The organism is Pseudomonas sp. MOIL14HWK12:I2 (assembly GCF_000510745.1).
GTDB classification, from domain to species: Bacteria; Pseudomonadota; Gammaproteobacteria; order Pseudomonadales; family Pseudomonadaceae; genus Chryseomonas; species Chryseomonas oryzihabitans.
Genome location: NZ_KI783313.1, coordinates 567732 through 587454, shown reverse-complemented (window position 1 = coordinate 587454; position 19723 = coordinate 567732). Strand labels below are relative to the sequence as shown.

Annotated in this window: 20 protein-coding genes and 1 pseudogene; 11 read left to right on the top strand and 10 right to left on the bottom strand. The window is 68.5% G+C overall.

Features of this window, described 5'->3' with window-relative positions; translation table 11 throughout:
• Positions 1-2: 2 nt before the first annotated feature.
• The 4 genes from PSK12I2_RS0119035 to PSK12I2_RS0119020 are packed head-to-tail and all read right to left on the bottom strand — an operon-like array spanning position 3 to position 3626.
• Positions 3-659, bottom strand: a complete 657-nt coding sequence (locus PSK12I2_RS0119035; RefSeq protein WP_027599633.1) for a class II aldolase/adducin family protein — start codon at positions 657-659, stop codon at positions 3-5.
• Positions 656-2290: an FGGY-family carbohydrate kinase gene (locus tag PSK12I2_RS0119030; RefSeq protein ID WP_027599632.1), complete on the bottom strand. Its 1635-nt coding sequence runs from the start codon at positions 2288-2290 to the stop codon at positions 656-658. Before PSK12I2_RS0119030 ends, PSK12I2_RS0119035 begins: the two co-directional genes overlap by 4 nt.
• Positions 2291-2300: 10 nt before the next feature.
• On the bottom strand, positions 2301-3185 hold the full coding sequence (locus PSK12I2_RS0119025) for a TorF family putative porin (protein ID WP_027599631.1): 885 nt from the start codon (positions 3183-3185) through the stop codon (positions 2301-2303).
• A gap of 21 nt (positions 3186-3206) precedes the next feature.
• Positions 3207-3626, bottom strand: coding sequence for a DUF2147 domain-containing protein (locus tag PSK12I2_RS0119020; protein WP_027599630.1), 420 nt, complete (start codon positions 3624-3626; stop codon positions 3207-3209).
• A gap of 148 nt (positions 3627-3774) precedes the next feature.
• Between PSK12I2_RS0119020 and PSK12I2_RS0119015 the strand changes: the two genes are divergently transcribed.
• Together PSK12I2_RS0119015 and PSK12I2_RS0119010 are read left to right on the top strand one after the other, a co-directional pair.
• Positions 3775-4422 carry a TetR/AcrR family transcriptional regulator gene (locus PSK12I2_RS0119015; RefSeq protein WP_007158625.1) on the top strand — a complete coding sequence of 216 codons (648 nt, stop codon included), beginning with the start codon at positions 3775-3777 and terminating at the stop codon, positions 4420-4422.
• A gap of 80 nt (positions 4423-4502) precedes the next feature.
• On the top strand, positions 4503-5111 hold the full coding sequence (locus PSK12I2_RS0119010) for a DapH/DapD/GlmU-related protein (RefSeq protein WP_027599629.1): 609 nt from the start codon (positions 4503-4505) through the stop codon (positions 5109-5111).
• Here PSK12I2_RS0119010 and PSK12I2_RS0119005 read toward each other — a convergent pair.
• Positions 5108-5683, bottom strand: coding sequence for a cysteine hydrolase family protein (locus PSK12I2_RS0119005; protein WP_027599628.1), 576 nt, complete (start codon positions 5681-5683; stop codon positions 5108-5110). The two genes, PSK12I2_RS0119010 and PSK12I2_RS0119005, sit on opposite strands and share 4 nt — an antisense overlap.
• A gap of 107 nt (positions 5684-5790) precedes the next feature.
• On the opposite strand from PSK12I2_RS0119005, the gene PSK12I2_RS0119000 reads away from it, so the two are divergent.
• The 9 genes and pseudogenes from PSK12I2_RS0119000 to PSK12I2_RS0118960 all read left to right on the top strand — a co-directional run bounded on the left by PSK12I2_RS0119000 (position 5791) and on the right by PSK12I2_RS0118960 (position 16847).
• Positions 5791-6780: a GlxA family transcriptional regulator gene (locus PSK12I2_RS0119000; protein WP_027599627.1), complete on the top strand. Its 990-nt coding sequence runs from the start codon at positions 5791-5793 to the stop codon at positions 6778-6780.
• Between the two features lie 401 nt (positions 6781-7181).
• A pseudogene (locus PSK12I2_RS24150) lies at positions 7182-9212 on the top strand (ATP-binding protein).
• A 199-nt stretch (positions 9213-9411) separates the two neighbouring features.
• Positions 9412-10638, top strand: a complete 1227-nt coding sequence (locus PSK12I2_RS0118990; RefSeq protein ID WP_027599626.1) for an SfnB family sulfur acquisition oxidoreductase — start codon at positions 9412-9414, stop codon at positions 10636-10638.
• A 4-nt stretch (positions 10639-10642) separates the two neighbouring features.
• Entirely contained in the window at positions 10643-10999 is a 357-nt protein-coding gene (locus PSK12I2_RS0118985) for a hypothetical protein (protein WP_027599625.1), read from the top strand.
• A 12-nt stretch (positions 11000-11011) separates the two neighbouring features.
• Positions 11012-11977, top strand: a complete 966-nt coding sequence (locus PSK12I2_RS0118980) for a sugar ABC transporter substrate-binding protein (protein ID WP_027599624.1) — start codon at positions 11012-11014, stop codon at positions 11975-11977.
• A complete protein-coding gene (locus PSK12I2_RS0118975) occupies positions 11974-13512 on the top strand; it encodes a sugar ABC transporter ATP-binding protein (protein WP_027599623.1) in 1539 nt (512 codons plus the stop codon). Before PSK12I2_RS0118980 ends, PSK12I2_RS0118975 begins: the two co-directional genes overlap by 4 nt.
• On the top strand, positions 13496-14485 hold the full coding sequence (locus tag PSK12I2_RS0118970) for an ABC transporter permease (protein ID WP_084222121.1): 990 nt from the start codon (positions 13496-13498) through the stop codon (positions 14483-14485). Before PSK12I2_RS0118975 ends, PSK12I2_RS0118970 begins: the two co-directional genes overlap by 17 nt.
• Positions 14482-15435, top strand: coding sequence for a branched-chain amino acid ABC transporter permease (locus PSK12I2_RS0118965; RefSeq protein ID WP_027599621.1), 954 nt, complete (start codon positions 14482-14484; stop codon positions 15433-15435). The genes PSK12I2_RS0118970 and PSK12I2_RS0118965 overlap by 4 nt, the downstream gene beginning before the upstream one ends.
• Before the next feature lie 8 nt (positions 15436-15443).
• Positions 15444-16847 carry an LLM class flavin-dependent oxidoreductase gene (locus PSK12I2_RS0118960; protein ID WP_027599620.1) on the top strand — a complete coding sequence of 468 codons (1404 nt, stop codon included), beginning with the start codon at positions 15444-15446 and terminating at the stop codon, positions 16845-16847.
• A 9-nt stretch (positions 16848-16856) separates the two neighbouring features.
• Here PSK12I2_RS0118960 and PSK12I2_RS25315 read toward each other — a convergent pair whose 3' ends face one another.
• The 5 genes from PSK12I2_RS25315 to bigR all read right to left on the bottom strand — a co-directional run bounded on the left by PSK12I2_RS25315 (position 16857) and on the right by bigR (position 19668).
• Positions 16857-17078, bottom strand: coding sequence for a hypothetical protein (locus PSK12I2_RS25315; protein ID WP_256204002.1), 222 nt, complete (start codon positions 17076-17078; stop codon positions 16857-16859).
• Positions 17079-17670: 592 nt separating this feature from the next.
• A complete protein-coding gene (locus PSK12I2_RS0118950) occupies positions 17671-18381 on the bottom strand; it encodes an SOS response-associated peptidase family protein (RefSeq protein WP_027599618.1) in 711 nt (236 codons plus the stop codon).
• An 86-nt stretch (positions 18382-18467) separates the two neighbouring features.
• Positions 18468-18914: a DUF6691 family protein gene (locus tag PSK12I2_RS0118945; RefSeq protein WP_027599617.1), complete on the bottom strand. Its 447-nt coding sequence runs from the start codon at positions 18912-18914 to the stop codon at positions 18468-18470.
• Positions 18911-19321, bottom strand: coding sequence for a YeeE/YedE family protein (locus tag PSK12I2_RS0118940; protein ID WP_027599616.1), 411 nt, complete (start codon positions 19319-19321; stop codon positions 18911-18913). The genes PSK12I2_RS0118945 and PSK12I2_RS0118940 overlap by 4 nt, the downstream gene beginning before the upstream one ends.
• Complete coding sequence (bigR, locus tag PSK12I2_RS0118935) at positions 19318-19668, bottom strand: sulfite-sensing transcriptional repressor BigR (RefSeq protein ID WP_027599615.1); 351 nt, start codon at positions 19666-19668, stop codon at positions 19318-19320. The genes PSK12I2_RS0118940 and bigR overlap by 4 nt, the downstream gene beginning before the upstream one ends.
• Positions 19669-19723: the final 55 nt, after the last annotated feature.

Here is a 19723-nt window from a genome sequence, read left to right as displayed (position 1 = left end):
CCTCAGGACGGGAGGGAGGCGGTGAGGGTGGTCAGCAGGCGCTGGCGCGCCAGGCTGTCGGCTGCGGAGACACCTGGGCGGCTGGCGATACGACCAACTAGGTAGTGCTCGCAGAAGGCTTCCAGCTGCTCCAGCACCGCCAGGGTCTGCCGCGCGCTGGCGCCGTAGCAGAGCACTCCATGGTTGCGCAGCAGATAGGCCGGGCTCTCGGCGCTCAGGGCGCGATCCAGGCGCTTGGCCAGCCAGCCGGTACCGGAGGGGGCATAGCCCACTAGCGGCAGGCGGCGGCCCAGTTCGGGCCAGCGCTCGGGATCGTCGACGCTCAGGGCCTCGCCCAGCAGGGTGCAGGCGCTGGCCAGCGGCTGGTGGGTGTGCAGGCTGCAGCCCGCCGCCGGAAAGCGCCGCAGCACCCGGGCGTGCAACCCGGTTTCCACCGAGGGCGCGCGATCGCCTTCGAGCTGGTGCAGATCGGCCAGGCGCAGGATGCAGACGTCTTCCGCGCCCATCTGGTAGTAGTCGAGGGCGGAGGGGGTCACCGCGATGCGCTCGGCGTCCAGGCGCAGAGCCAGGTTGCCGCCGGTGGCGGCGAAGAAACCACGGCGCACCAGGTGCAGGCAGAGATCCACCACCTGTTCGCGCGCTTCGAGGGTATCGCTCATGGTCGGGCTCCCTGGTTGGGGTTGAGGCGGCGATAGAGCGGCGCCAGGCGCCGGCGGACTTCGAGAAAGGTGGCGTAGCTGTCGTCGTAGCGCGCCCGCGCCTGGGGGCAGGGCTGGTAGAGCCGCGGCGGTCGCTGCAGCGCCGGCACGTCGCTGAAGGCCAGGGCGCCGATGCCGGCGGCGGCGATATAGGCCGAGCCCCGGGCATTGGCCTGGATCGGCGCATCGGGCTGGGCGATCACCTGGCCGGTGACGTCGGCCATGATCTGGCACCAGAGATTGGACTGGGCGCCGCCGCCCACCGCGGTGATCCGCTCCGGCCGGCGGCCGAGGAAGCGGCCGAAGGGTTCCAGCATCCAGCGGGTGTTGAGCGCCACCCCTTCGAGAAAGGCGCGGATGATGTCTTCCCGCGTGTGCTCCAGCGACAGGTTGATCAGCGCCGCGCGCAGGCTGGGATCGTCCACCGGGCTGCGCTCGCCATACAGCCAGGGGGTGTAGAGCAGCCCGCGGGCGCCCGCCGGCACCCGGGCGGCGATGCGGTCGAGCAGGGCATAGAGATCCGGGTGCTGTTCGTCGCTGAGGAGTTCGTCCGGGTGGTAGAGCACCTTGTCGCGCAGGAACGACAGGTTGGCGCCCGCCGCGGTCTGCAGCGCCATGGCCAGGTAGCGGCCCTTGACCGCGCTGGGCACGGCGGCCATGTGGCGCAAGACATCGGACTTCTTGAAGGGCACATGGGCGCCCAGCCAGGAGGAGGTGCCGAGATAGAGGTGCGGCGCGAAGTCTTCTACCGCCGAACCCACCGCCACCGCCGAGGTGTCCACCGAGCCGGCCACCACCGGGGTGCTGCGCGGCAGGCCGAGCTGGTCGGCCACCGCGCCGGTCAGGGTGCCGATCACCTCCGCCGAATCCACCAGGTCGGGCAGCTTGTCGCGGTCGAAGCCCAGGGTGCGGATCAGCCCGGCGTCGTACTTCACCTGGCGCGAATCGCGGTTGTCGGTGATCCAGGCGGTGCAGATGGAATCGGCGGTGGCGCAGCAGCGCCCGGTAAGGCGCAGATTCATGAAGTCGAGGACATTGAGAAACTTCACCGTGCGCGCATAGCGCTCCGGCTGGTGGTCCTGCAGGTAGGCGATGTGCCCGGCGGAATCCTTGCCCGACAGCGAGGGCGCGCCACCGGTGAGGCGGATCCAGCGCCACAGCTTGAAGGGCGAATACCCGGCGACCTTCAGCCGGCCGCCGCCGACCCGCCGCGCCACCGACTCGGCCCCGCGCATGTCCAGCCAGAGCAGCGCCCGGCCCAGGGCTTGGCCGTTGGCGTCCACGCACACCGTGCCCTCGGTCTGGGTCGAGCAGCACACCGCCACCACGCGCCGCCGCCGCGCCGGATCCGCCGCCAGCAATTCGCCGGCGCCGCGCAGGAAGGCCTGCCACCAGTCTTCCGGCTCCTGCTCGGCGCTGTGCCCTTCGACGTGCAGGGTGACGCCGTGGAAGGTCCAGGCGACCACCTCGCCGCCAAGGGTGACCAGCGCGCTCTTGCAGCCGGAGGTGCCGAGGTCCACCACCAGCACCAGGCCATCGAGGGCGGTGGCCTGGACCGGCGCGGGCGGCGTGGCGAAGACGTGAGGTTTCATGGGCGCCAGCTCAGAAGGGGCGGGCCACGGACAGCACCCAGCGGGCCTCGTCCGTCGCGCGCTGATGGTCGCCGTCTTCGGCGATGTAGAGTTCGCGCGCCCGGGTATGGGGACTCAGGTAGTCCAGGCCGAAGTCGAAGCCCCAGTGGCGATGCACCAGGCCGACGCCGTAGTCGCTGAAGTTGGCCTCGGAGAAATTGCGGATCTGCTGGTAGCCGGCGTGCAGCTTGAGGCTGGTGCGCGGGGTCAGCTCGTAGCGATAGTCCAGGTCGTAGAGCAGGCTGCCGCGGGAGTTGTGCTCGCCCTTGGCATAGCACTCCAGGCCCTTGGTGGGGTCGGGGTTGAATTGCAGCTGGGCGCCGCAGACGCCGGCGGTGTTGGCGCCGCGGTAGTTTTCCGAGAGCACGTTGAGGATGCGCCCCTGCAGTGCCCCGTAGCCGATCTCCAGCACGGCGAACTGGCTGTTGTAGTTGGTGCTGCGAAAGCCATCGGGGGCGCCGGTCTCCGGATCGATGCGGCTGGGCGCCTTGAAGTGGGCGCCGGGAAAGAATTCCCCTGCCAGGCCCACGCCGAAGTGCCAGGCCTCCGGATCGCCGAAGCGGTAGCCGCCAGCCAGCAGCACGTTGGCGCCATCGCCGTCGAGGAACTGCTTCTTGCTCACGCTGCCGATTTCCGCCAGGCCGATCAGGCCGCTTTCATGAGCGAACTCCACGGTGACCTTGGCCCCCGGCCGATTGAGCGAGTCCGAGATGCTGCGGTTGCGCACGTCCGAGAGCAGGCGCGGGGTGATGGTCAGGGCATAGCTGGCCAGGTCGTCGTCGGCCTGGACCGCGCTGCCGAGAACGCTCAGGCACAGCAGGGCCGCCGCCTGGGTGCGGTGAAGAATCCGGTTCATGGGGTCGCTCCTTGCGGTGGCTCAGCTGCAGTGCGGGGTGGCGGGGAGGGTGCTCAGCGGGGTGAGCTGTTCGGTCTTGCCGAGCACCTCGGTGCCGACATAGGCGCGGATGTTGAGGTCGTCGCCCTTGCGGCGGACGTAGCCCTTGTACTTCTTGCCATCGCGCGGATCGAACACCCAGCCGTCGCGCCAGGTACCTCCGTCGTCACGCGTCATCTGGAAGACCCGCGTGCCGCAGGTATCGCTGGCCTTGCCGGCGTCCTTGTCCCAGACGATGGTGCCGCACAGGGCACTGGCGTTGTCGGCGCAGGGCGTGACCTTGACGGCGGCGCCCTGATCGGCGGTCAGCCAGAGACCCTGGACCGGTGCGGCGTCAGCCGCCAGAGCGGGCGCCAGGGGTAGCGCCCAGAGGGCGACGGCGAGCGCGAGGGGTGTTTTCATGGAGGTGGCTCCTGCTGTTTGTTGTGGTTGTGGCTGGAGGCAGTAAAGGCAACGCGGTTGCTGATATGATAGTTATCGCTACACGATAGTTATAACTATCATTTTACTGCCCATCAAGGTGTTTTTTCGTCTAGACGAGAGCTTTTTCATGGTCGCCAAAGAGTCCGCTCCATCCTCCCGCGCCACGCCCAAGGCCCGCCCCAGCCAGCAGCGGGCAGCGGAAACCTACGAACGCATCCTGGCCGCGGCGGCGGAGGTGCTCTGTCAGGTCGGCATCGAGCGGCTGTCGACCAATCTGGTCTGCGACTGCGCCGGGCTGACCCCGCCGGCGCTCTATCGCTACTTCCCCAACAAGTACGCCCTGCTGGAGGAGCTGGGCCGGCGCCTGCTGGAAAAGCAGAATGCGCAGATAGACGGGCGGATCAATGCCGAGCTGCTGGCCGGTCCTTTGGAGCGGGTGGAAGACGTCTTGACCGGACTTTTGCTGGATACCTACCGGGTCACCGCCGAGACCGCCGGTGGCATGTGGATCCTCAAGGCGCTGCGCGCGGTGCCCTCGCTGGAGCACGTGCGCCTGGATTCGCACCGCCGGGTCGCGGCGCAGCAGACCGAGTTGCTGGTGCTGTTGCTACCCAGCGTGCCACCGGCCGCCGTGGCCCAGGTCGCGCGGATCGTGGTCGAGCTGATCCACTCCACCGTGGAGCTGCTGTTCGATGAGGAGCTGCCGGCGGAAAGCACCTGCCGCACCGTCGCCGCCATGCTCAGCGGTCATCTGGGGCGCCTGCGCGACGGCTGAGCCGTTCGCCCGCCGGAGCGAGCATCCGTGGGGGACTCAGGTCAGAATCGGCAGGCGTTTCACCACTGCCGAGGCCCGTCATGCCTGATCTGGATATCGCCACCTTCATCGCCGCCTGGCCCAGCCTGCGCCTGGAAGCTGCCCCGCCCTGGACGCTAACTGGTGCCTGCGAGCACCAGGTCAGGCTGCTGCTGGCGCGGCTCGGTCCCGGCTATCGGCGCCAGGGCGACAGCGCTATCCATGAGACCGCGGTGGTGGAGGCGGGCGCGGTGCTCAAGGGGCCGGTCATCATCGGGCCCGGCACCCTGGTGGCGGCGGGCGCCTATCTGCGCGGCGGTGTTCATCTGGGCGCCCACTGCGTGGTGGGGCCCGCCTGCGAGCTGAAGAGCAGCCTGCTGCTGGATGGCAGCAAGCTCGCCCACTTCAATTTCGTTGGGGATTCGCTGATCGGCAGCGGGGTGAATCTGGAGGCGGGTGCCATCGTCGCCAACTACCGCAATGAAAGTGACGGCGCGGTCATCCGCATCCGCCACGGAGACCGGGTGTTAGACACCGGGGTGATCAAGTTCGGCGCCCTGATCGGCGACAATTGCCGACTGGGCGCCAATGCGGTCATCGCGCCGGGCGCGCTACTGTCGCCCGGCACCCGGGTCGCGCGGCTGGAGCTGGTTGACCAGGGCGTGCCTTAAGGCGCTTCGGGCGCCGCAGTGCCCTGGCCGGCGAGATAGGCGTCGGTGGACGCCAGGCTCGCATAGGCGAAGGCCAGCGCCGCCATCAGGGCGGCATGCACCTGGGCCGCCGGCACCCGGACCCCGTTGAATTCCAGATCCAGGGTGGCGCAGGCGTCATGGATCACGGTCACGGCGTAGCCCAGATCGGCCGCGGCGCGGACGCCGGCGTCGATGCACATATGGCTCATGGCACCCACCACCACCAGCGATTCGATACCGCGCTCGTCCAGCAGCTGCTTGAGAGAGGTCTCGCGAAAGGCATTGGGATAGTGCTTCACCACCACCGGTTCGCCGGCGCGGGGCACGACGGCGGCCTGGATCTCGACGCCATCGCTGCCGGGTACGAAGATCGGCGCCTCGGCGCTCAGCGATCGATGCTGCACATGGATCACCGGCACGCCCTGGTCACGGGCGTGGGCGATGATCCGCGCGGCATTGGCGACCGCGGCCTCGATGCCGCTGAGGGGCAGTTTGCCGCGGGGGAGGTACTCGTTCTGCAGATCGATGACGACGACGGCGTGCTTGCTCATGTCCAGCCTCTCGGAAGATGCTTCAGGTTTTGGGTCCGGCCATGATTGGCCAACCGCGCCCGCCGGCGAAGGGGCGTGACCGACAACTTCAGGGGCGCCAGCGACACATGCACGATCAACCACCGATCGAACTCGGCCTGCTGCTCTATCCCGGCGTGCAACAGGCGACGGTCCATGGCCTCACCGATCTGTTCGAGATCGCCGGGCGCCTCACCGGGGCCGCGGAGGATGCCGAGCGCCCGCGGTTGCGCGTCAGCCACTGGCGACTGGAGGAGGGCGAGACGCTGCCCAGGCGGGTCTACGATTCCCTGCCCGGGGCAAGCGGCGCGCCCCAGGTGCTGATCCTGCCGCCCAGTCTGGCCGAGCCGATTTCACCGGCCGCCGCCGCGCCCTATCGTGACTGGTTGCGCTTGCAGCATGGCGCGGGCGTGCGCCTGGCCTCGATCTGTGCCGGTGCCTTCCTGCTGGCGGAAACCGGTCTGCTCGATGGCCGTACCGCCACCACCCACTGGCTGCATGTCGAGCGCTTCAGCACACGTTTCCCCGCCGTGTGCCTGGACGCCGATCAACTCCTCATCGACGGCGAGGACTTGGTCACCGCCGGCGGCCTCATGGCCTGGACCGATCTCGGTCTGCGCGTGGTCGACCGCTACCTGGGCGCCAGGCGGATGCTCGACACCGCGCGGACCCTGGTCATCGACCCGCCTGGCCGACAGCAGCGCTACTACAGCGCCTTTTCGCCGCGCCTGAACCACGGCGACAGTGCCATCCTCGCCGTACAGGAATGGCTGCTGGCGACCGGCGCCCAGGACCTCGCCCTGGACACCCTGGCCCAACGCGCCGGACTGGAACCTCGTACCTTTCTGCGCCGCTTTCGCCAGGCCACCGGCATGACCACCACCGCCTACGGCCAGCAACTGCGCGTCGGCCGTGCCCGCGAGTTGCTGCAGGCCAGCCGCCTGCCGCTCGAACGGGTCGCCTGGGAGGTCGGCTACAGCGATCCAGGCGCCTTCCGCAAGGTCTTTACCCGGGTCGTGGGGCTGAGCCCGGGGGATTACCGGCGGCGGTTTGGCGGATTGGCGGGAAGCGGACGCTGAGGGCGAGGGCGGGGCCAGCCGACCGCCACCCCGGCGGTCCCACGGGCGGTTTTCGGACGACCAAGGACCCGCTGAGCGCAGCTTGTCCAGAAAGCCGTAGCTGTGATCGGAAAGGCCCGCCTGCAGGAATCCGTTGTCGCCAAGCGCAACGGTAGAATCCGCCGGTACCGATCCTTTTGGGGCAGCTGCCGAGAGCGGTAGGGCCGTCCCAGTCTCAGGTGTTCACCCTCTATCTACCGACGGATGCCCGGTGCGCGGAACGGGCGATTCGTCTCCCTGTTTGAACTGAGCCCTGATCCATTCCTCCACAGAAAGAGTACAGATGACGGTGCCTCCAGCTTCCGCGAGGCATCGATCCGAGCGCCGCGCGCTCAGAGATGACAAGCCCCATGCAGGTAACAATGAGTCAAGATCCAAACTTTCAGCTGCTGTTCGAGGCGCTGCCTCACCTGGTCCTGGTACTGACGCCTGGTCCCGATTTCATCATGGTGGCGGCCAACGAAGGGCGGGTTCGCGGCACCAATACCCGACGGGAGGACTGCATAGGCCGCTCGATTTTCGAGGTGTTCGGCCGCAACCCGGACGGGCAGTCGGAGTTCGGGGCCGGTGTGCTGCGGGCCTCGCTGGAGCGGGTGGTGCAGACCGGCAAACCGGATCGCATGGCGATCACCAAGTACGACATTCCCCGGCCAGCCAGCGAGGGGGGTGGTTTCGAGGTCCGTTACTGGAGCCCGCTGAATGTCCCGGTGCTGGATGACCGGGGCGAGGTTCGCTAAATCATCCACCAGACCGAAGACGTCACTGACCAGGTGCTGGCCGAGCAACATTCCAGCACCCATCTGAAGCTTGCCGACGAACGCTTTCGCGCTGCCCTTCTGGCCTCCGAGGCAGGCATTTTCGACTGGTACATCGATGAACACAGCTTCTATTGCGATAGTGCCTTGCAGCAGCTGTTCGGCTTGCCGGACGTCCTGACCTCGGAACCCGTCGAGCGCTTCCTCGACCATGTGCATGTCGCTGACCGGGGCATCGTCAGAGCAGCGCTGGCGGAATGCGTCCATGGCAAGGATTTCGCCGTGGAGTTTCGCCTGAAGCGCGACGCAGGCAGACAGTGGCTCCTGAGCAAGGGCAAGGTCTTCCGGGATGCCGCCGGCAACCCGTCCTACGTCACCGGCACCTGCGCGGACATCACCGCGCGCAAGCAGGCGGAAAAGGCCTTGTCCGACCTCAATGAAACGCTCGAGGCGCGGGTCGCGGCCGAGGTGGCGGAGCGTTCCCGTGTGGAAGACACCCTGCACCAGGCGCAGAAGATGGAGGCCGTGGGTCAGCTCACCGGGGGTATCGCCCATGATTTCAACAATCTGCTCACCGGGGTTATCGGCAGTCTGGAGCTGATGCAGCGGCGTCGGCGCAGCGGTGACGAGACGAATGACGAGCGCTACATCACGGCGGCGGTCACCTCGGCGCAACGCGCGGCGGCCCTTACCCAGCGGCTGCTGGCCTTTTCCCGCCGCCAGACCCTCGATCTGAAACCCCTGGAGGTCAATCCCCTGGTGGCGTCGCTGGAGGACCTGCTGCACCGCACCACCCGGGAAGACATCACCGTCACCACGCACCTGGCCGCGGGCCTCGCCCTGGTGCGGATGGACGCCAACCAGCTGGAAAGCGCCGTGATCAACCTGGCCATCAACGCCCGCGATGCCATGCCGGATGGCGGCACCATCACCATCACCACTGCAGCCGTGCATCTCACGCCGGAAGAGGGTGCCGCGATGGATCTGGCCGAGGGTGATTACGTGACACTCACCGTGGCCGATACCGGGGTGGGAATGACGCCCGAGGTGCTGGCCAAGGTGTTCGAGCCCTTCTATACGACCAAACCGATCGGTCAGGGGACGGGCCTGGGGCTGTCCATGGTGTACGGCTACATGCGTCAGGCCAACGGCGGGGTCCGCATCCTGTCCCAGCCGGGGAAGGGCACCCAGGTGCAACTGTACATGCCGTGCCTGGGCGGTGACCTGGACATCCTGCCCAGCGAAGAAAGCCGCAGCGCACCCCTTGGCGTCGGCGAGGTGGTGCTGGTCGTCGAGGATGAGGCCGTGGTGCGGTCGCTGATCGTGGAAGTGCTGGGCGAACTCGGCTATCAGACCCTCGAAGCCGGGAATGCCCAGGAAGCCATGCCGTTCCTGGAAAATCCCCAGCGCATCGATCTGATGATCTCCGACGTGGGCCTGCCCGGCATGAATGGCCGCCAGCTGGCCGATCTGGCCCAGGCCAACCGCCCGGAGCTCAAGGTGCTGCTGGCGACCGGCTATGCGGAAGGCTCGAACGTGGAGGGTTATCTCGCTGCCAACATGCAGATCATCACCAAGCCCTTCGCCATCGATGCGCTGGCGAACAAGATCAGCGAGATGTTGAATCCGGCGGGTTGAGGAGAGCCCGGGGACGGGCTTGCGCGACTGCCCGCGTTCGGCCATCCGGGCTGTTCCCCGAGCAACAGTTGTCCGGGGAACTGTTCGGTCTGGGACTTCCAGGCGGCGAGGTTTTCACTTAAGTCACTGATATAGCGAGATTTTCGCGCTGGCACGGCATGTGCTCCAGCTCAGGGGTCACTTCCAAGGGAGTCCCTGCATGGCCGTCGCCCCCTCGCTCACTGCCGTTCCCCACGCCTTACCCGAACGTCCCGCCACCGTGTTGCGCGACGCCACCGAGGCCCTCGATGCCGCGGCGGCGCTGGCGGAGGATTTCGCCCGCGAAACGCTCAGTCGCGATCAGGAGCGGCGCCTGCCCTGGGCCGAGATCGAGCGTTTCTCGGCCAGTGGTCTCTGGGCCATCACCGTGCCGCGGTCGTTCGGCGGCGCCGGGGTGGGCTTCGGCACCGTGGCGGAAGTCATCGCTCGGATCTCCGCGGCAGACCCCTCCCTGGGCCAACTGCCGCAGAATCACTTGGGCGTGGTCAACAACCTGCTGCTGACCGGCAGCCCGGACCAGCAGCGTCACTACCTCGGCCTGGTGCTCCAGGGCTATCGCTTCGGCAATGCCTTCTCCGAGGCGCGCAGCAAGACCGTTACCCAGTTCGAGACGCGCATCCGCTTTACCGGGGACACCGCCTGGATCGATGGCGAGAAGGCCTATTGCACCGGCGCGCTGTTCGCCCATGTGGTCCCCACGGTGGCGCTGGACGAGGAGGGTCTGGCTCATCTCGCCCTGGTCCCGCGCGATGCCGGTGGCCTGACGGTGATCGACGACTGGGACGGCTTCGGCCAGCGCACCACCGCCAGTGGCCGGGTGCAACTCAAGGGCGTCAGTGTCCGGCGCAGCGCGGTGCTGCCGGCCTGGAAGGCCTTCGAACGGCCGACGGCGGACGGCCCGGTGTCCCAGATCATCCAGGCGGCGGTGGACGTCGGCATCGCCCGCGGCGCCTTTGCCGCCACCCTAGCGGCTGCCCGGGTGGCGCGGCCCTGGACCGACAGCGGACTCGAGCACGGCTGGCAGGATCCGCTGAGCCAGGCGCTGATCGGCGACCTGAGCTGGCGGCTGGCCGCCGCCGAGGCCTTGCTGGAAGACGCCGGCGCCGCCGTCGACCGGGCTCTGGCGGCGCCCTCCGCGGCCAGCGTCGCCGAGGCCTCGGTGGTGGTGGGGCAGGCCAAGATCGCCTCCACCGAGATCGCCCTGGCCGCCGCCAATCGCCTCTGCGAGCTGGGCGGCACCCGCAGCGTCTCGGCTCGCTTCGGCCATGACCGCCACTGGCGCAATGCCCGCACCCATACTCTGCACGATCCGGTGCGCTGGAAGTACCACCTGATCGGCAACCACCTGCTCAACGGCGTCGAGCCGCCCCGTCACGCCTGGAACTGATGCCATGACCGATCTCGCCCCTGCCATCCAAGCCGAACTCGCCTTCGCCGACCAGGTACTCGCTGACCTGCGCGAGGCGCTGCCCCTGGACGCCCGCGCCCGCGATCCGCTGGTGATCGCCACGGTGGGTGACCTCCAGGTGCGCCTGGCCGCCGCTCGCGCCCTGCAGCGACCGCACCGCAGCGAAGACGCCCCGGTACGCCAGATCCAGGCGCGCCTGGCTGCCGACCATGCCCGCCAGCTCGCGGCCGAACTCAAGCGCGAATGGCTGACGGACGCCCCGGCGCCCCGTCAGCCCGGGCCGAGCGTTCGCGACCTCCGGCGCCTGCTGGGCGAGCACCACCTGACGATCACCGACTAGAAAAGGACTGCCATGTCACTGCGTACACTGCTTCGTTCCCTCCTGCTAATGCCGCTGCTGGCCACGACCGCGCTTGCGGCTGCCGACGAGATCCCGTCGCTGGCCGGCAAGCGCATCGCCATCAGCATGACCGGCACCAGTCACTACTTCGATCTCAAGGCCTTCCAGGCCCAGGTGGAAGAGGTCAAGCGGCTGGGCGGCACGCCCATCACCCTGGACGCCGGTCGCAACGACAAGAATCTGGTGACCCAGCTGCAGACCCTGGTGACCCAGAAGCCGGACGCGGTGATCCAGACCCTGGGCACCCTGAGCGTGATAGACCCCTGGCTGCGCCGCATCCAGGCGGCCGGCATCCCGCTGTTCACCATCGATGCGCCCTCCCAGTACAGCCTCAACAACACCACCTCGGACAACGCCGCCGCTGGGCGGGAGCTGGCCGAGCAACTGGCAAAGGACACCGGCGCCAAGGGTGACATCCTGGTGTTCAACGGCTTCCAGGGCGTGCCGGTCTGCGCCATCCGCTACGCCGAGTTGCGCAAGGTACTCGACGCCCATCCGGGACTGAAGATCATCCAGCCCGAGTTGCGCGACGTGATTCCCAACACCGTGCAGGACGCCCGTGGCCAGATCGCGGCGCTACTCAACAAGTATCCCAAGGGGCAGATCGCCGCCATCTGGTCGGCCTGGGACATTCCCCAGCTCGGCGCCAGCCAGGCGCTGATCGAAGCGGGCCGCACCGAGATCAAGACCTATGGCGTCGACGGCACGCCCGAGGTGCTGGAGTTGCTCAAGCGCGGCGACAGTCCGGTCGGCGCGGTGGTCGCCCAGCAACCGGCGCTGATGGGCCGGACCGCGGTGCAGAACGTCGCCCGCTATCTGGCCGGTGCGCGCGACCTGCCTAGGGAGACCCATGTGGCGACCCTGCTCACCACCCCTGGCAACCTGAGTCAGGTCGCGGCGCTGCGAGGTGATCCATGAGCAGGGCGATCCTCGAACTGCAGGGTATCTCCCGGCGTTATGGCGCCACCCGGGCGCTGGACGGTGTGGACCTGACCCTGAGGGCCGGCGAGATCCACGGCCTGATCGGCGAGAACGGTGCCGGCAAGTCCACCCTGATCAAGGTGCTCGGCGGCCTGGTGACGCCCGACACCGGGGCGCTGCGCCTGCATGGTGAAGTCCTGACGGGCGTCGGGCCGCGCGAGTTGGCCCGCCGTGGCATCGCCATCATCCACCAGGAGCGGCTGCTGCCGCCCAACTTCACCCTGGCCGAGGCGCTGTTCTTCGGGCAGGAGCGGCGCCTCGGCCCGCTGCTGGATCGCCGTGAGCAGGAACGGGCGGCGGAGCGGTTGCTGGCCGAGCGTTTCGGCCTGGACTGCCGCGCGCGAACCCGGGTGGCGGACCTGAGCAGCGCCGAACAGCAGCTGCTGCAGATCAGTCGGGCGCTGCTCGGCACGCCGGAGGTGCTGGTGCTCGACGAACCCACTGTGGCCCTGGCCCATGGCGAGGTGGAGCGCCTGCTGAGCCTGCTGCGCCAGTTGCGCGACCAGGGGCTGGCCCTGCTCTATGTGTCCCACTACCTGCAGGAGGTCGAGCGCCTTTGCGATCGCGCCACGGTATTGCGTGGCGGCCGGGTGGTGGCCGAGGTGACGCCCAGCGTGACGCCGGCAGCGGCCATGGCGCGGTTGATGATCAACAGGGACCTGGGCGAGGCCTATCCCAAGGCCCGGACCGCGCCAGGCGAGGTGCTGCTGGAGACCCGCAGGCTGGGCCGTCCGGGGGCCTTCGCCGAGGTCGACGTGCAGGTGCGCCGTGGCGAGGTGGTCGGAATCGCCGGCCTGGTGGGCTCAGGTGCCAAGGAGCTGCTCAAGACGCTGTTCGGTCTGTTGCCGGTAGCCGAGGGCGAGTTGCTGCTGGACGGTCGCCCGCACCGCTTCGCCAGTCCCCGCGCGGCGGTGCGAGCAGGACTGGCGTTGTTGCCGGAGAATCGCCGCCAGCAGGGCGTGGCACTTGATCTCACCGTGACCGAGAATCTAACGCTGGCCGCCCTGGAACGTTTCAGCTGGTTCGGTCTCCGCCGGCCAGGCGCCGAACGCCAGGCGGCGCTACGGCTACGCGAGGCGCTGGACATCCGTACCCCGGATCTGGAGACGCCGGTGCGTCATCTCAGCGGCGGCAACCAGCAGAAGGTCGCCCTGGGCAAATGGCTGGCCCGGGACGCGCGGCTCTATCTGCTCGACGAACCCAGCGTGGGCATCGATCTCGCCGCCCGCGCCGAACTCTATCGCCAGGTCGCCCGGCTGGTGGAGCAGGGCGCCGGCGTCCTGATCCTGTCGGTGGATCTGCCCGAATTGCTCAATCTCTGCGACCGCATCCATGTGATGCATCGCGGGCGCTTGCTGCCGGCACGCCCGGCGGCCGAATCGACAGCGGAGGAGCTCCTGGCGGCCGCCACCGGAGCCAGCGAATGGCCCGCCAGACAGCAGCGGAGGGCGGATCTTGGCCTCGCCTCCTGAGCGGTTGTCGATCCCGGTCCCGACCTGGCGCCCGGACCTCTGGCGCCATGGCGCGCTGCTGGCCTTCGCGGTGATCGCGGCCCTGTTCGCCTGGCGCGCGCCAGGCTTTCTCGGGTCAGGCAATCTGGCCAACATCCTGGCCCAGGCCGCCATTCCCGGCATTCTCGCCCTCGGCCTGACCCTGGTGATCGTCGGCGGCGGAGGTAACGTGCTTGCCGGTGGCCTGGACCTGTCGCTGGCGGCCAATCTCGGACTCTGCGCGGCGTTACAGGCGACCCTGGTCAACGCCGGCTACGGCGCGCCGCTGGCCATCGGCCTGACCCTGGTCTGCGGGCTGCTGGTGGGGGCGCTCAACGGCCTGACGGTGACCCTGCTGGGCCTGCCGCCGCTGCTGGCCACCCTGGCCAGTCTCAACGTGGTAGCCGGTCTGGAACTGGTGCTGAGCGAGAATACCGTGCTGCCGGCCAGTGCGCGCTGGCTGGATCTACTGGGCCTCGGCAGCTGGCTGGGCATACCGGCCGCGGGTTGGGTGCTGCTGCTGACCGCTCTGGCGCTGGCGGTGCTCCTGCAGCGCACCCCCTATGGGCTGCGCCTGGCGGCGGTGGGCGACCATCCCGAGGCGGCCCGCGCGGCGGGTCTACCGGTGCGCGGGCTGGTGTTTTCCAGCTATCTGCTGGCCGGCGGCTGCGCGGGCCTGGCGGCGCTGCTGTCGGTCGCCTGGTTCAGTGGCAGCACCCCGGGTTCGGGCGAGTTGCTGCTGCCGGTGGTGGCCATCGCCTTTCTCGGCACGGTGTTCTCCTGGCGCTCGCAACCCAGCGTCGGCGGCACCCTGCTGGCGGCCCTGCTGGTGGGGATGCTTGGCAATGGCTTTCAGTTGCTCGGGGTGAGCAGCTTCCTGGTCAATGGCGTCCAGGGCACGCTGATCCTGCTGGTGGTGGCCGCAGCCAGCCTGCGCCAGGAGAGCCATCGATGAACGCGACCCTTGCCCTCGGCCGGTCCGGTCTGCGCCTGGCGTTGCCGCTGCTGTTCCTGGCGCTGGTGGTGGTCTTCGCCCTGGCCGCGCCCGGTTTTCTCAGCCAGGGCAACCTGCTCAGTCTGTTGCTGAACAATGGCCTGGTCCCGGCGCTGGTGGCCCTGGGGTTGACCTACGCCATCGCCGCGGGCGGCATCGATCTTTCGGTGGGCATCGCCCTGGATCTGGCGGCCTTCGGTTGCATCGCCCTGCTCAACGCCGGTTGGCCGCTCGCCGTGGCGCTCGCCGGTGGGGTGGGGCTGGGCTTGCTGGTGGGGCTTGCCAACGCCCTGCTGGTGGCCGGCGTGGGGCTGTCGCCGTTCCTGGCCAGCCTGGGCGTGCTGTTCATCGGTACCAGCCTGCAACAGCTGCTGTCCGAGGGCGGCCTGCCGCTCTACCTCAAACCCGAATTCCGACCCCCTGCGAGCAGCTGGCTGGGCGCACCGGCGGCGGTCTGGGCGGTGGCGCTGCTGGCACTGCTCTACGGGGTGGTACTGGCGCGCGGCCGCCTGGGCCGCGCGCTGCTGGCCCTGGGCAGCCAGCCGCTGGTGGCGCGTCATTCGGGGTTGGCGCTGCGCCGCCTGGCGCTCTGGACCTGCCTGGCCACGGCCCTGGCGGCGGCGGTCGCCGGCATCCTGCTGGCGCTGCGTATCGATGCCTATGTGCCGCTCTCGGGCAATGCCTACCTCATCAACGGCATCGGCGCCGTCTTCATCGGCGCCAGCCTCAATCGCCACGGCCGGCCCAACGTCCCCGGCAGTCTGCTGGGTGTACTGCTGTTGGCGGTGGCCGCCAACGGCCTGCTGCTGGTGGGCTGGAATTTCTACTGGCAGCAGGTGGCCACCGGGCTGCTGATCCTGCTGGTGCTGACCCTCAACCAATTGGCACGGCGCCGCGACGCGTCGCGCTAGGAGTCCCCATGTCCCGCGAAATACGCCTCAATGCCTTCGACATGAATTGCGTGGCCCACCAGTCGCCCGGACTGTGGCGCCATCCGCGCGACCGCTCCTGGGAGTACAAGGACCTCGAATACTGGACGGAGCTGGCGCAAATGCTCGAACGCGGGCTGTTCGATGGCCTGTTCATCGCCGATGTGCTCGGCCTCTACGACGTCTATGGCGGCGGCCCGGCGGCGACCCTGCGCGAGGCCACCCAGGTGCCGGTCAACGATCCCCTGGCGCTGATCACCCCCATGGCGGCGGTGACCCGTCACCTGGGTTTCGGCCTCACCGCCTCCCTGAGCTTCGAGCATCCCTATCCCTTCGCCCGGCGGCTTTCCACCCTGGATCACCTGACCCGGGGGCGCATCGGCTGGAACATCGTCACCTCCTATCTGGAAAGCGGCGCGCGCAACCTCGGCCAGTCCGTGCAGGCCGATCACGATGCCCGCTACGACTACGCCGAGGAATACCTGCAGGTGGTCTACAAGCTGCTGGAAGGCAGCTGGGAAGAGGGCGCGGTGCTGCGCGACCGCGCCTCCGGCCGCTTCACCGATCCGGCCAAGGTGCATCCCATCGGCCACCACGGGCGGCACTTCCAGGTGCCCGGCTATCACCTCTGCGAACCCTCGCCGCAGCGCACGCCCGTGCTCTACCAGGCCGGCGCCAGCAGCCGTGGCCGGCAATTCGCCGCCGAGCACGCCGAATGCGTCTTCGTCGCCGCCCCGTCCAAGACGGTGCTGAAGAAAACCGTGGCCGATATCCGCCGCCGGGCTGCCGAGGCCGGTCGCGATCCGCGCCAGGTGCTGATCTTCAACCTGCAGACGGTCATCGTCGGCGAAACCGATGCCCAGGCGCGGGCCAAGTGGCAGGACTACAAGGGCTACGTGAGCTACGAAGGCGCCCTGACCCTGATCTCCGGCTGGACCGGTATCGACTTCGCCGCCTACCGCCCGGACCAAGTCCTCAAGCACCTGCACACCAATGCCATCCAGTCCGCCGTGGAGGCCTTTTCCACCGCCGATCCCGGCAAGCAATGGACGGTGCAGGAACTGGCCGACTGGGTCGGCATCGGCGGCTTCGGGCCGCTGTTGGTAGGCAGTCCGGCGACGGTGGCGGACGAGTTGCAGAGCTGGGTCGAGGAGACCGACGTGGATGGTTTCAACCTGGCCTATGCCGTGACCCACGAGACCTTCGCCGACGTGGTGGACTTGCTGGTTCCGGAGCTACAGCGGCGCGGGGTCTACAAGCGCGCCTATCAGCCGGGCACGCTACGCGAGAAGCTCGGCAGCGCCGGCCCGCGGCTGCCGGCGGAGCACCCGGCCGCCGGCTATCGCGACCTGGCGCGGCAGCGGGAGAAAAGCGTGATACGGGTGCCGGCCTAGTCCGCCCCGTTATTCCGCCTTTTCATAGACGGCAAAGCCCCAGTAGCCACTGCCGGTCTTGCTGACTTCTAGCCAGCCTTGGCGTAGCAACTGCCTGGCGATCAGTCGGTTCATGAAGCCGTGGCCCAGCAGCAATATGCTGTCCGGGCCACCGGCCAGGGCGGCGAGCTTGTCTGCTGCCTGTCTCGACCGCTGTTTCGCCTGGGTACAGGACTCGGAGTCTTTCGCCACTCCGCACAGCCACAGCAGACGAAAGACGAAAGACGAAGGCCCAGGTGAAGGGTGACAGGCTTAGCAGCGGAACGCTCACCGCGGGCAGTGCCGCCTCGCGAAAGGTCGTGTCCTCGATGGCTGGCGCCTTGCCCAATGCGGCGAGAGAAGTCAGGGCGCGTGGTGCAGTGCTGGTGGCTGCCAGGCCGATATCCCTGGCCGCGGCTATCGCCTCCGGAGTGGCGGCATCCGTGCCTATATCGGACCGATCATAGTCCGCGATCCAGTCGACCATGTCTCGCGCGGCGACGGCACGGTAGTTCTCCAGCGCCGGCTTGCCGTGGCGCATCAGTATGATTTTCATGGGACCTGGGTCGTTGCCGGAAGAAAAACGCTTGGATATGAACGCCTCTTGCAACTAGGTCATGGCAAGGGCTATCCCGTGATTATAACGGCGACTCCCAGCGTATCGTGCGCTGGGCACTCCGGCGTTGGCGAGGCTGCGCCAGCTTTGCTCCGGGCGCCTTGCTGGTCCGGTTGCCAAGGGCAGGAGGCCGCAGGGGCGAACCCACTGTGCCGCCGGCTGGGGGACGAGGCGGACATGGGGCAGCGCCTACACCAGCGGCTCGGCGATCCGCTCCAGCAACTCGGGTCCATCGTTCTTCACGCTGCCCACGGCCTTGCCCACCGGGTACCAGTCGAAGGCGTCCACCGGCGTACCCTCGACCTCGCCGATCTCGCTGGCGCGTTCCATGGGCAGCTCGGGGTCCAGCCATTCGCGCGCCACGGCGGGTGGCAGGACCAGCGGGCGGCGGTCGTGGATGTCGACCATGCCGGCGTCGGAGGCAGCCGTGATGATGACGAAGCCGTCATCGTCCTGAGGTGCCTGGTCGGCCGGGCGGAAGTGGCCGATGGCGGCAAAGAACAGCGGTTCGCCGGATTTCAGCCTGATGAAGTAGGGCTGCTTGAGCTTGGGATCGGCGGAATCCTTCTTCCATTCGTACCAGCCATCGGCGATGACCAAGGCGCGGCCTCTTTGCCAGAGGCCGCGAAACATTCGGCTGGTGGCCGCCGTCTCCACGCGCGCGTTGATCACCGGCGGCCGCTTGGCCTGGCGCGCCCAGGCGGGCTGGTAGCCCCAGCGCACCGGATCCAGGTGCAGGCCATCGGCCTGCTGGTGGAGCAGCTGAACCCGGGTGCCGGGCGCCACGTTGTAGCGACCCAGGGCGCGGGGCTCCAGGCCGGTGCGGACGTCCGCGGGCTGGGCGCCCAGGGCGTCCAGGTAGTCGAGGGCATAGCGGTACTGGGCGAAACGGCCACACATGGGATGCTCCTGGGCGAGGGAGACACAGGCTGAAGCGCCGCGCGTCCCTACTTTGGACCGCGCCCCACGCGTGAAGTACCTGGCGCTCAGGCCTTGGGCGCCGCCGTCTCGCGTCCGGCCAGACCACGGTCGTGCAGCATCATCCCCGCGACCAGGGCTGCGACGAAGCCATAGATCTTCGCGATACCCAGCCCCAGCGCCGCCAGCGCCGGGCCCGGGCAGAGGCCTGCCAGACCCCAGCCCAGGCCGAAGAGCGCTGCGCCCAGTAGCAGGCGGCGGTCGATGGGTGCCATTGGCGGCAGATGGAATCGGGTGTCAAGCAGAGGGCGGGTGAGTCGACGCTGCAGCTGGACGGCGGGCAGGGCGACCAGCAGGGCGCCGCCCAGGACGAGCAACAGGCTGGGGTCCCAGTGGCCGCTGGCGAGATCGAGGAAGCCCAGGACCCGTGCGGGATCGAGCATGCCGGAGAGGGCCAGACCGCTGCCGAAGATCACCCCGGCCAGCAGGGTGACGACCAGCCGCCAGGACGTCATCGCAGCAGCTCCGTCAGGCTGGCGGTCGTGAGGCCAACGGCCAGGAATACCGCGGTGGCGGCCAGCGAACGGCGTGAGCCGCGAGCCACGCCGAGGATGCCGTGGCCAGAGGTACAACCCGAGCCCAGGCGCGTGCCGAAACCTACTAGCAGCCCGGCCAGCAGTACCGTCGGCCAGGTCGCCGCCACGGTCGGCTGAGGAAGGGCGTCTAGACCGCGCATCAGCAGCGGACCCAGGACCAGGCCCAGCAGGAAAACCAGACCGGTGCCGACCTGCTGGCCGCCCAGCAACCGACCAAAGATGCCGCTGATGCCGGCGATCCGGCCGTTGACCAGCAACAGCAGGCTGACCGCCGCACCCAGCAGCAGTCCGCCCGCCAGGGCAGGGAGATAGGCGGCGAGGGTCATGCTGGCGTGTCCTGCGCCTGGCAGAAGATCTGGTAGAGCGCCTGCAGCAGCTGGGCGGCCTTGTCTTCGGTGAGGCGGTAGAAGATCTGCTTGGCCTCGCGGCGGGTGGTGACCAAGCCGGCTTCGCGCAGCACGCCGAGTTGCTGGGAAAGGGTGGGCTGGTGGATGTCCAGGCGGGCTTCCAGTTCGCCGACCGCGTACTCGCCTTCGGCCAGGGCGCAGGCCAGCAGCAGGCGAACCGGATGCGCCAGGGTCTTGAGCAGGGCGGCCACCTCCCGGGCGCGGACCTGCATATCCTGGGCAGAGAGGGCCGCGCCGGGGGAGGGTTGGGCAGGAAGAGTCGTCATAAGCACGCCTGAGCGATGACAATATACATATTTATATAATGTATATTGTCTCTCC

What these genes read in the sequence shown, in the direction of transcription:
- PSK12I2_RS0118990 (WP_027599626.1), top strand. Translation starts at nt 9,412, where the DNA reads ATGGCCGTCGCCCCCTCGCTCACTGCCGTTCCCCACGCCTTACCCGAA.
- PSK12I2_RS0119000 (WP_027599627.1), top strand. Translation starts at nt 5,791, where the DNA reads ATGCACGATCAACCACCGATCGAACTCGGCCTGCTGCTCTATCCCGGC.
- PSK12I2_RS0119015 (WP_007158625.1), top strand. Translation starts at nt 3,775, where the DNA reads ATGGTCGCCAAAGAGTCCGCTCCATCCTCCCGCGCCACGCCCAAGGCC.
- PSK12I2_RS0118985 (WP_027599625.1), top strand. Translation starts at nt 10,643, where the DNA reads ATGACCGATCTCGCCCCTGCCATCCAAGCCGAACTCGCCTTCGCCGAC.
- PSK12I2_RS0119030 (WP_027599632.1), bottom strand. Translation starts at nt 2,290, where the DNA reads ATGAAACCTCACGTCTTCGCCACGCCGCCCGCGCCGGTCCAGGCCACC.
- PSK12I2_RS0118975 (WP_027599623.1), top strand. Translation starts at nt 11,974, where the DNA reads ATGAGCAGGGCGATCCTCGAACTGCAGGGTATCTCCCGGCGTTATGGC.
- PSK12I2_RS0118940 (WP_027599616.1), bottom strand. Translation starts at nt 19,321, where the DNA reads ATGACCCTCGCCGCCTATCTCCCTGCCCTGGCGGGCGGACTGCTGCTG.
- PSK12I2_RS0119010 (WP_027599629.1), top strand. Translation starts at nt 4,503, where the DNA reads ATGCCTGATCTGGATATCGCCACCTTCATCGCCGCCTGGCCCAGCCTG.
- PSK12I2_RS0119025 (WP_027599631.1), bottom strand. Translation starts at nt 3,185, where the DNA reads ATGAACCGGATTCTTCACCGCACCCAGGCGGCGGCCCTGCTGTGCCTG.
- PSK12I2_RS0118945 (WP_027599617.1), bottom strand. Translation starts at nt 18,914, where the DNA reads ATGACGTCCTGGCGGCTGGTCGTCACCCTGCTGGCCGGGGTGATCTTC.
- PSK12I2_RS0119035 (WP_027599633.1), bottom strand. Translation starts at nt 659, where the DNA reads ATGAGCGATACCCTCGAAGCGCGCGAACAGGTGGTGGATCTCTGCCTG.
- PSK12I2_RS0118950 (WP_027599618.1), bottom strand. Translation starts at nt 18,381, where the DNA reads ATGTGTGGCCGTTTCGCCCAGTACCGCTATGCCCTCGACTACCTGGAC.
- PSK12I2_RS0118980 (WP_027599624.1), top strand. Translation starts at nt 11,012, where the DNA reads ATGTCACTGCGTACACTGCTTCGTTCCCTCCTGCTAATGCCGCTGCTG.
- PSK12I2_RS0118965 (WP_027599621.1), top strand. Translation starts at nt 14,482, where the DNA reads ATGAACGCGACCCTTGCCCTCGGCCGGTCCGGTCTGCGCCTGGCGTTG.
- PSK12I2_RS0118960 (WP_027599620.1), top strand. Translation starts at nt 15,444, where the DNA reads ATGTCCCGCGAAATACGCCTCAATGCCTTCGACATGAATTGCGTGGCC.
- PSK12I2_RS0119005 (WP_027599628.1), bottom strand. Translation starts at nt 5,683, where the DNA reads ATGAGCAAGCACGCCGTCGTCGTCATCGATCTGCAGAACGAGTACCTC.
- bigR (WP_027599615.1), bottom strand. Translation starts at nt 19,668, where the DNA reads ATGACGACTCTTCCTGCCCAACCCTCCCCCGGCGCGGCCCTCTCTGCC.
- PSK12I2_RS0119020 (WP_027599630.1), bottom strand. Translation starts at nt 3,626, where the DNA reads ATGAAAACACCCCTCGCGCTCGCCGTCGCCCTCTGGGCGCTACCCCTG.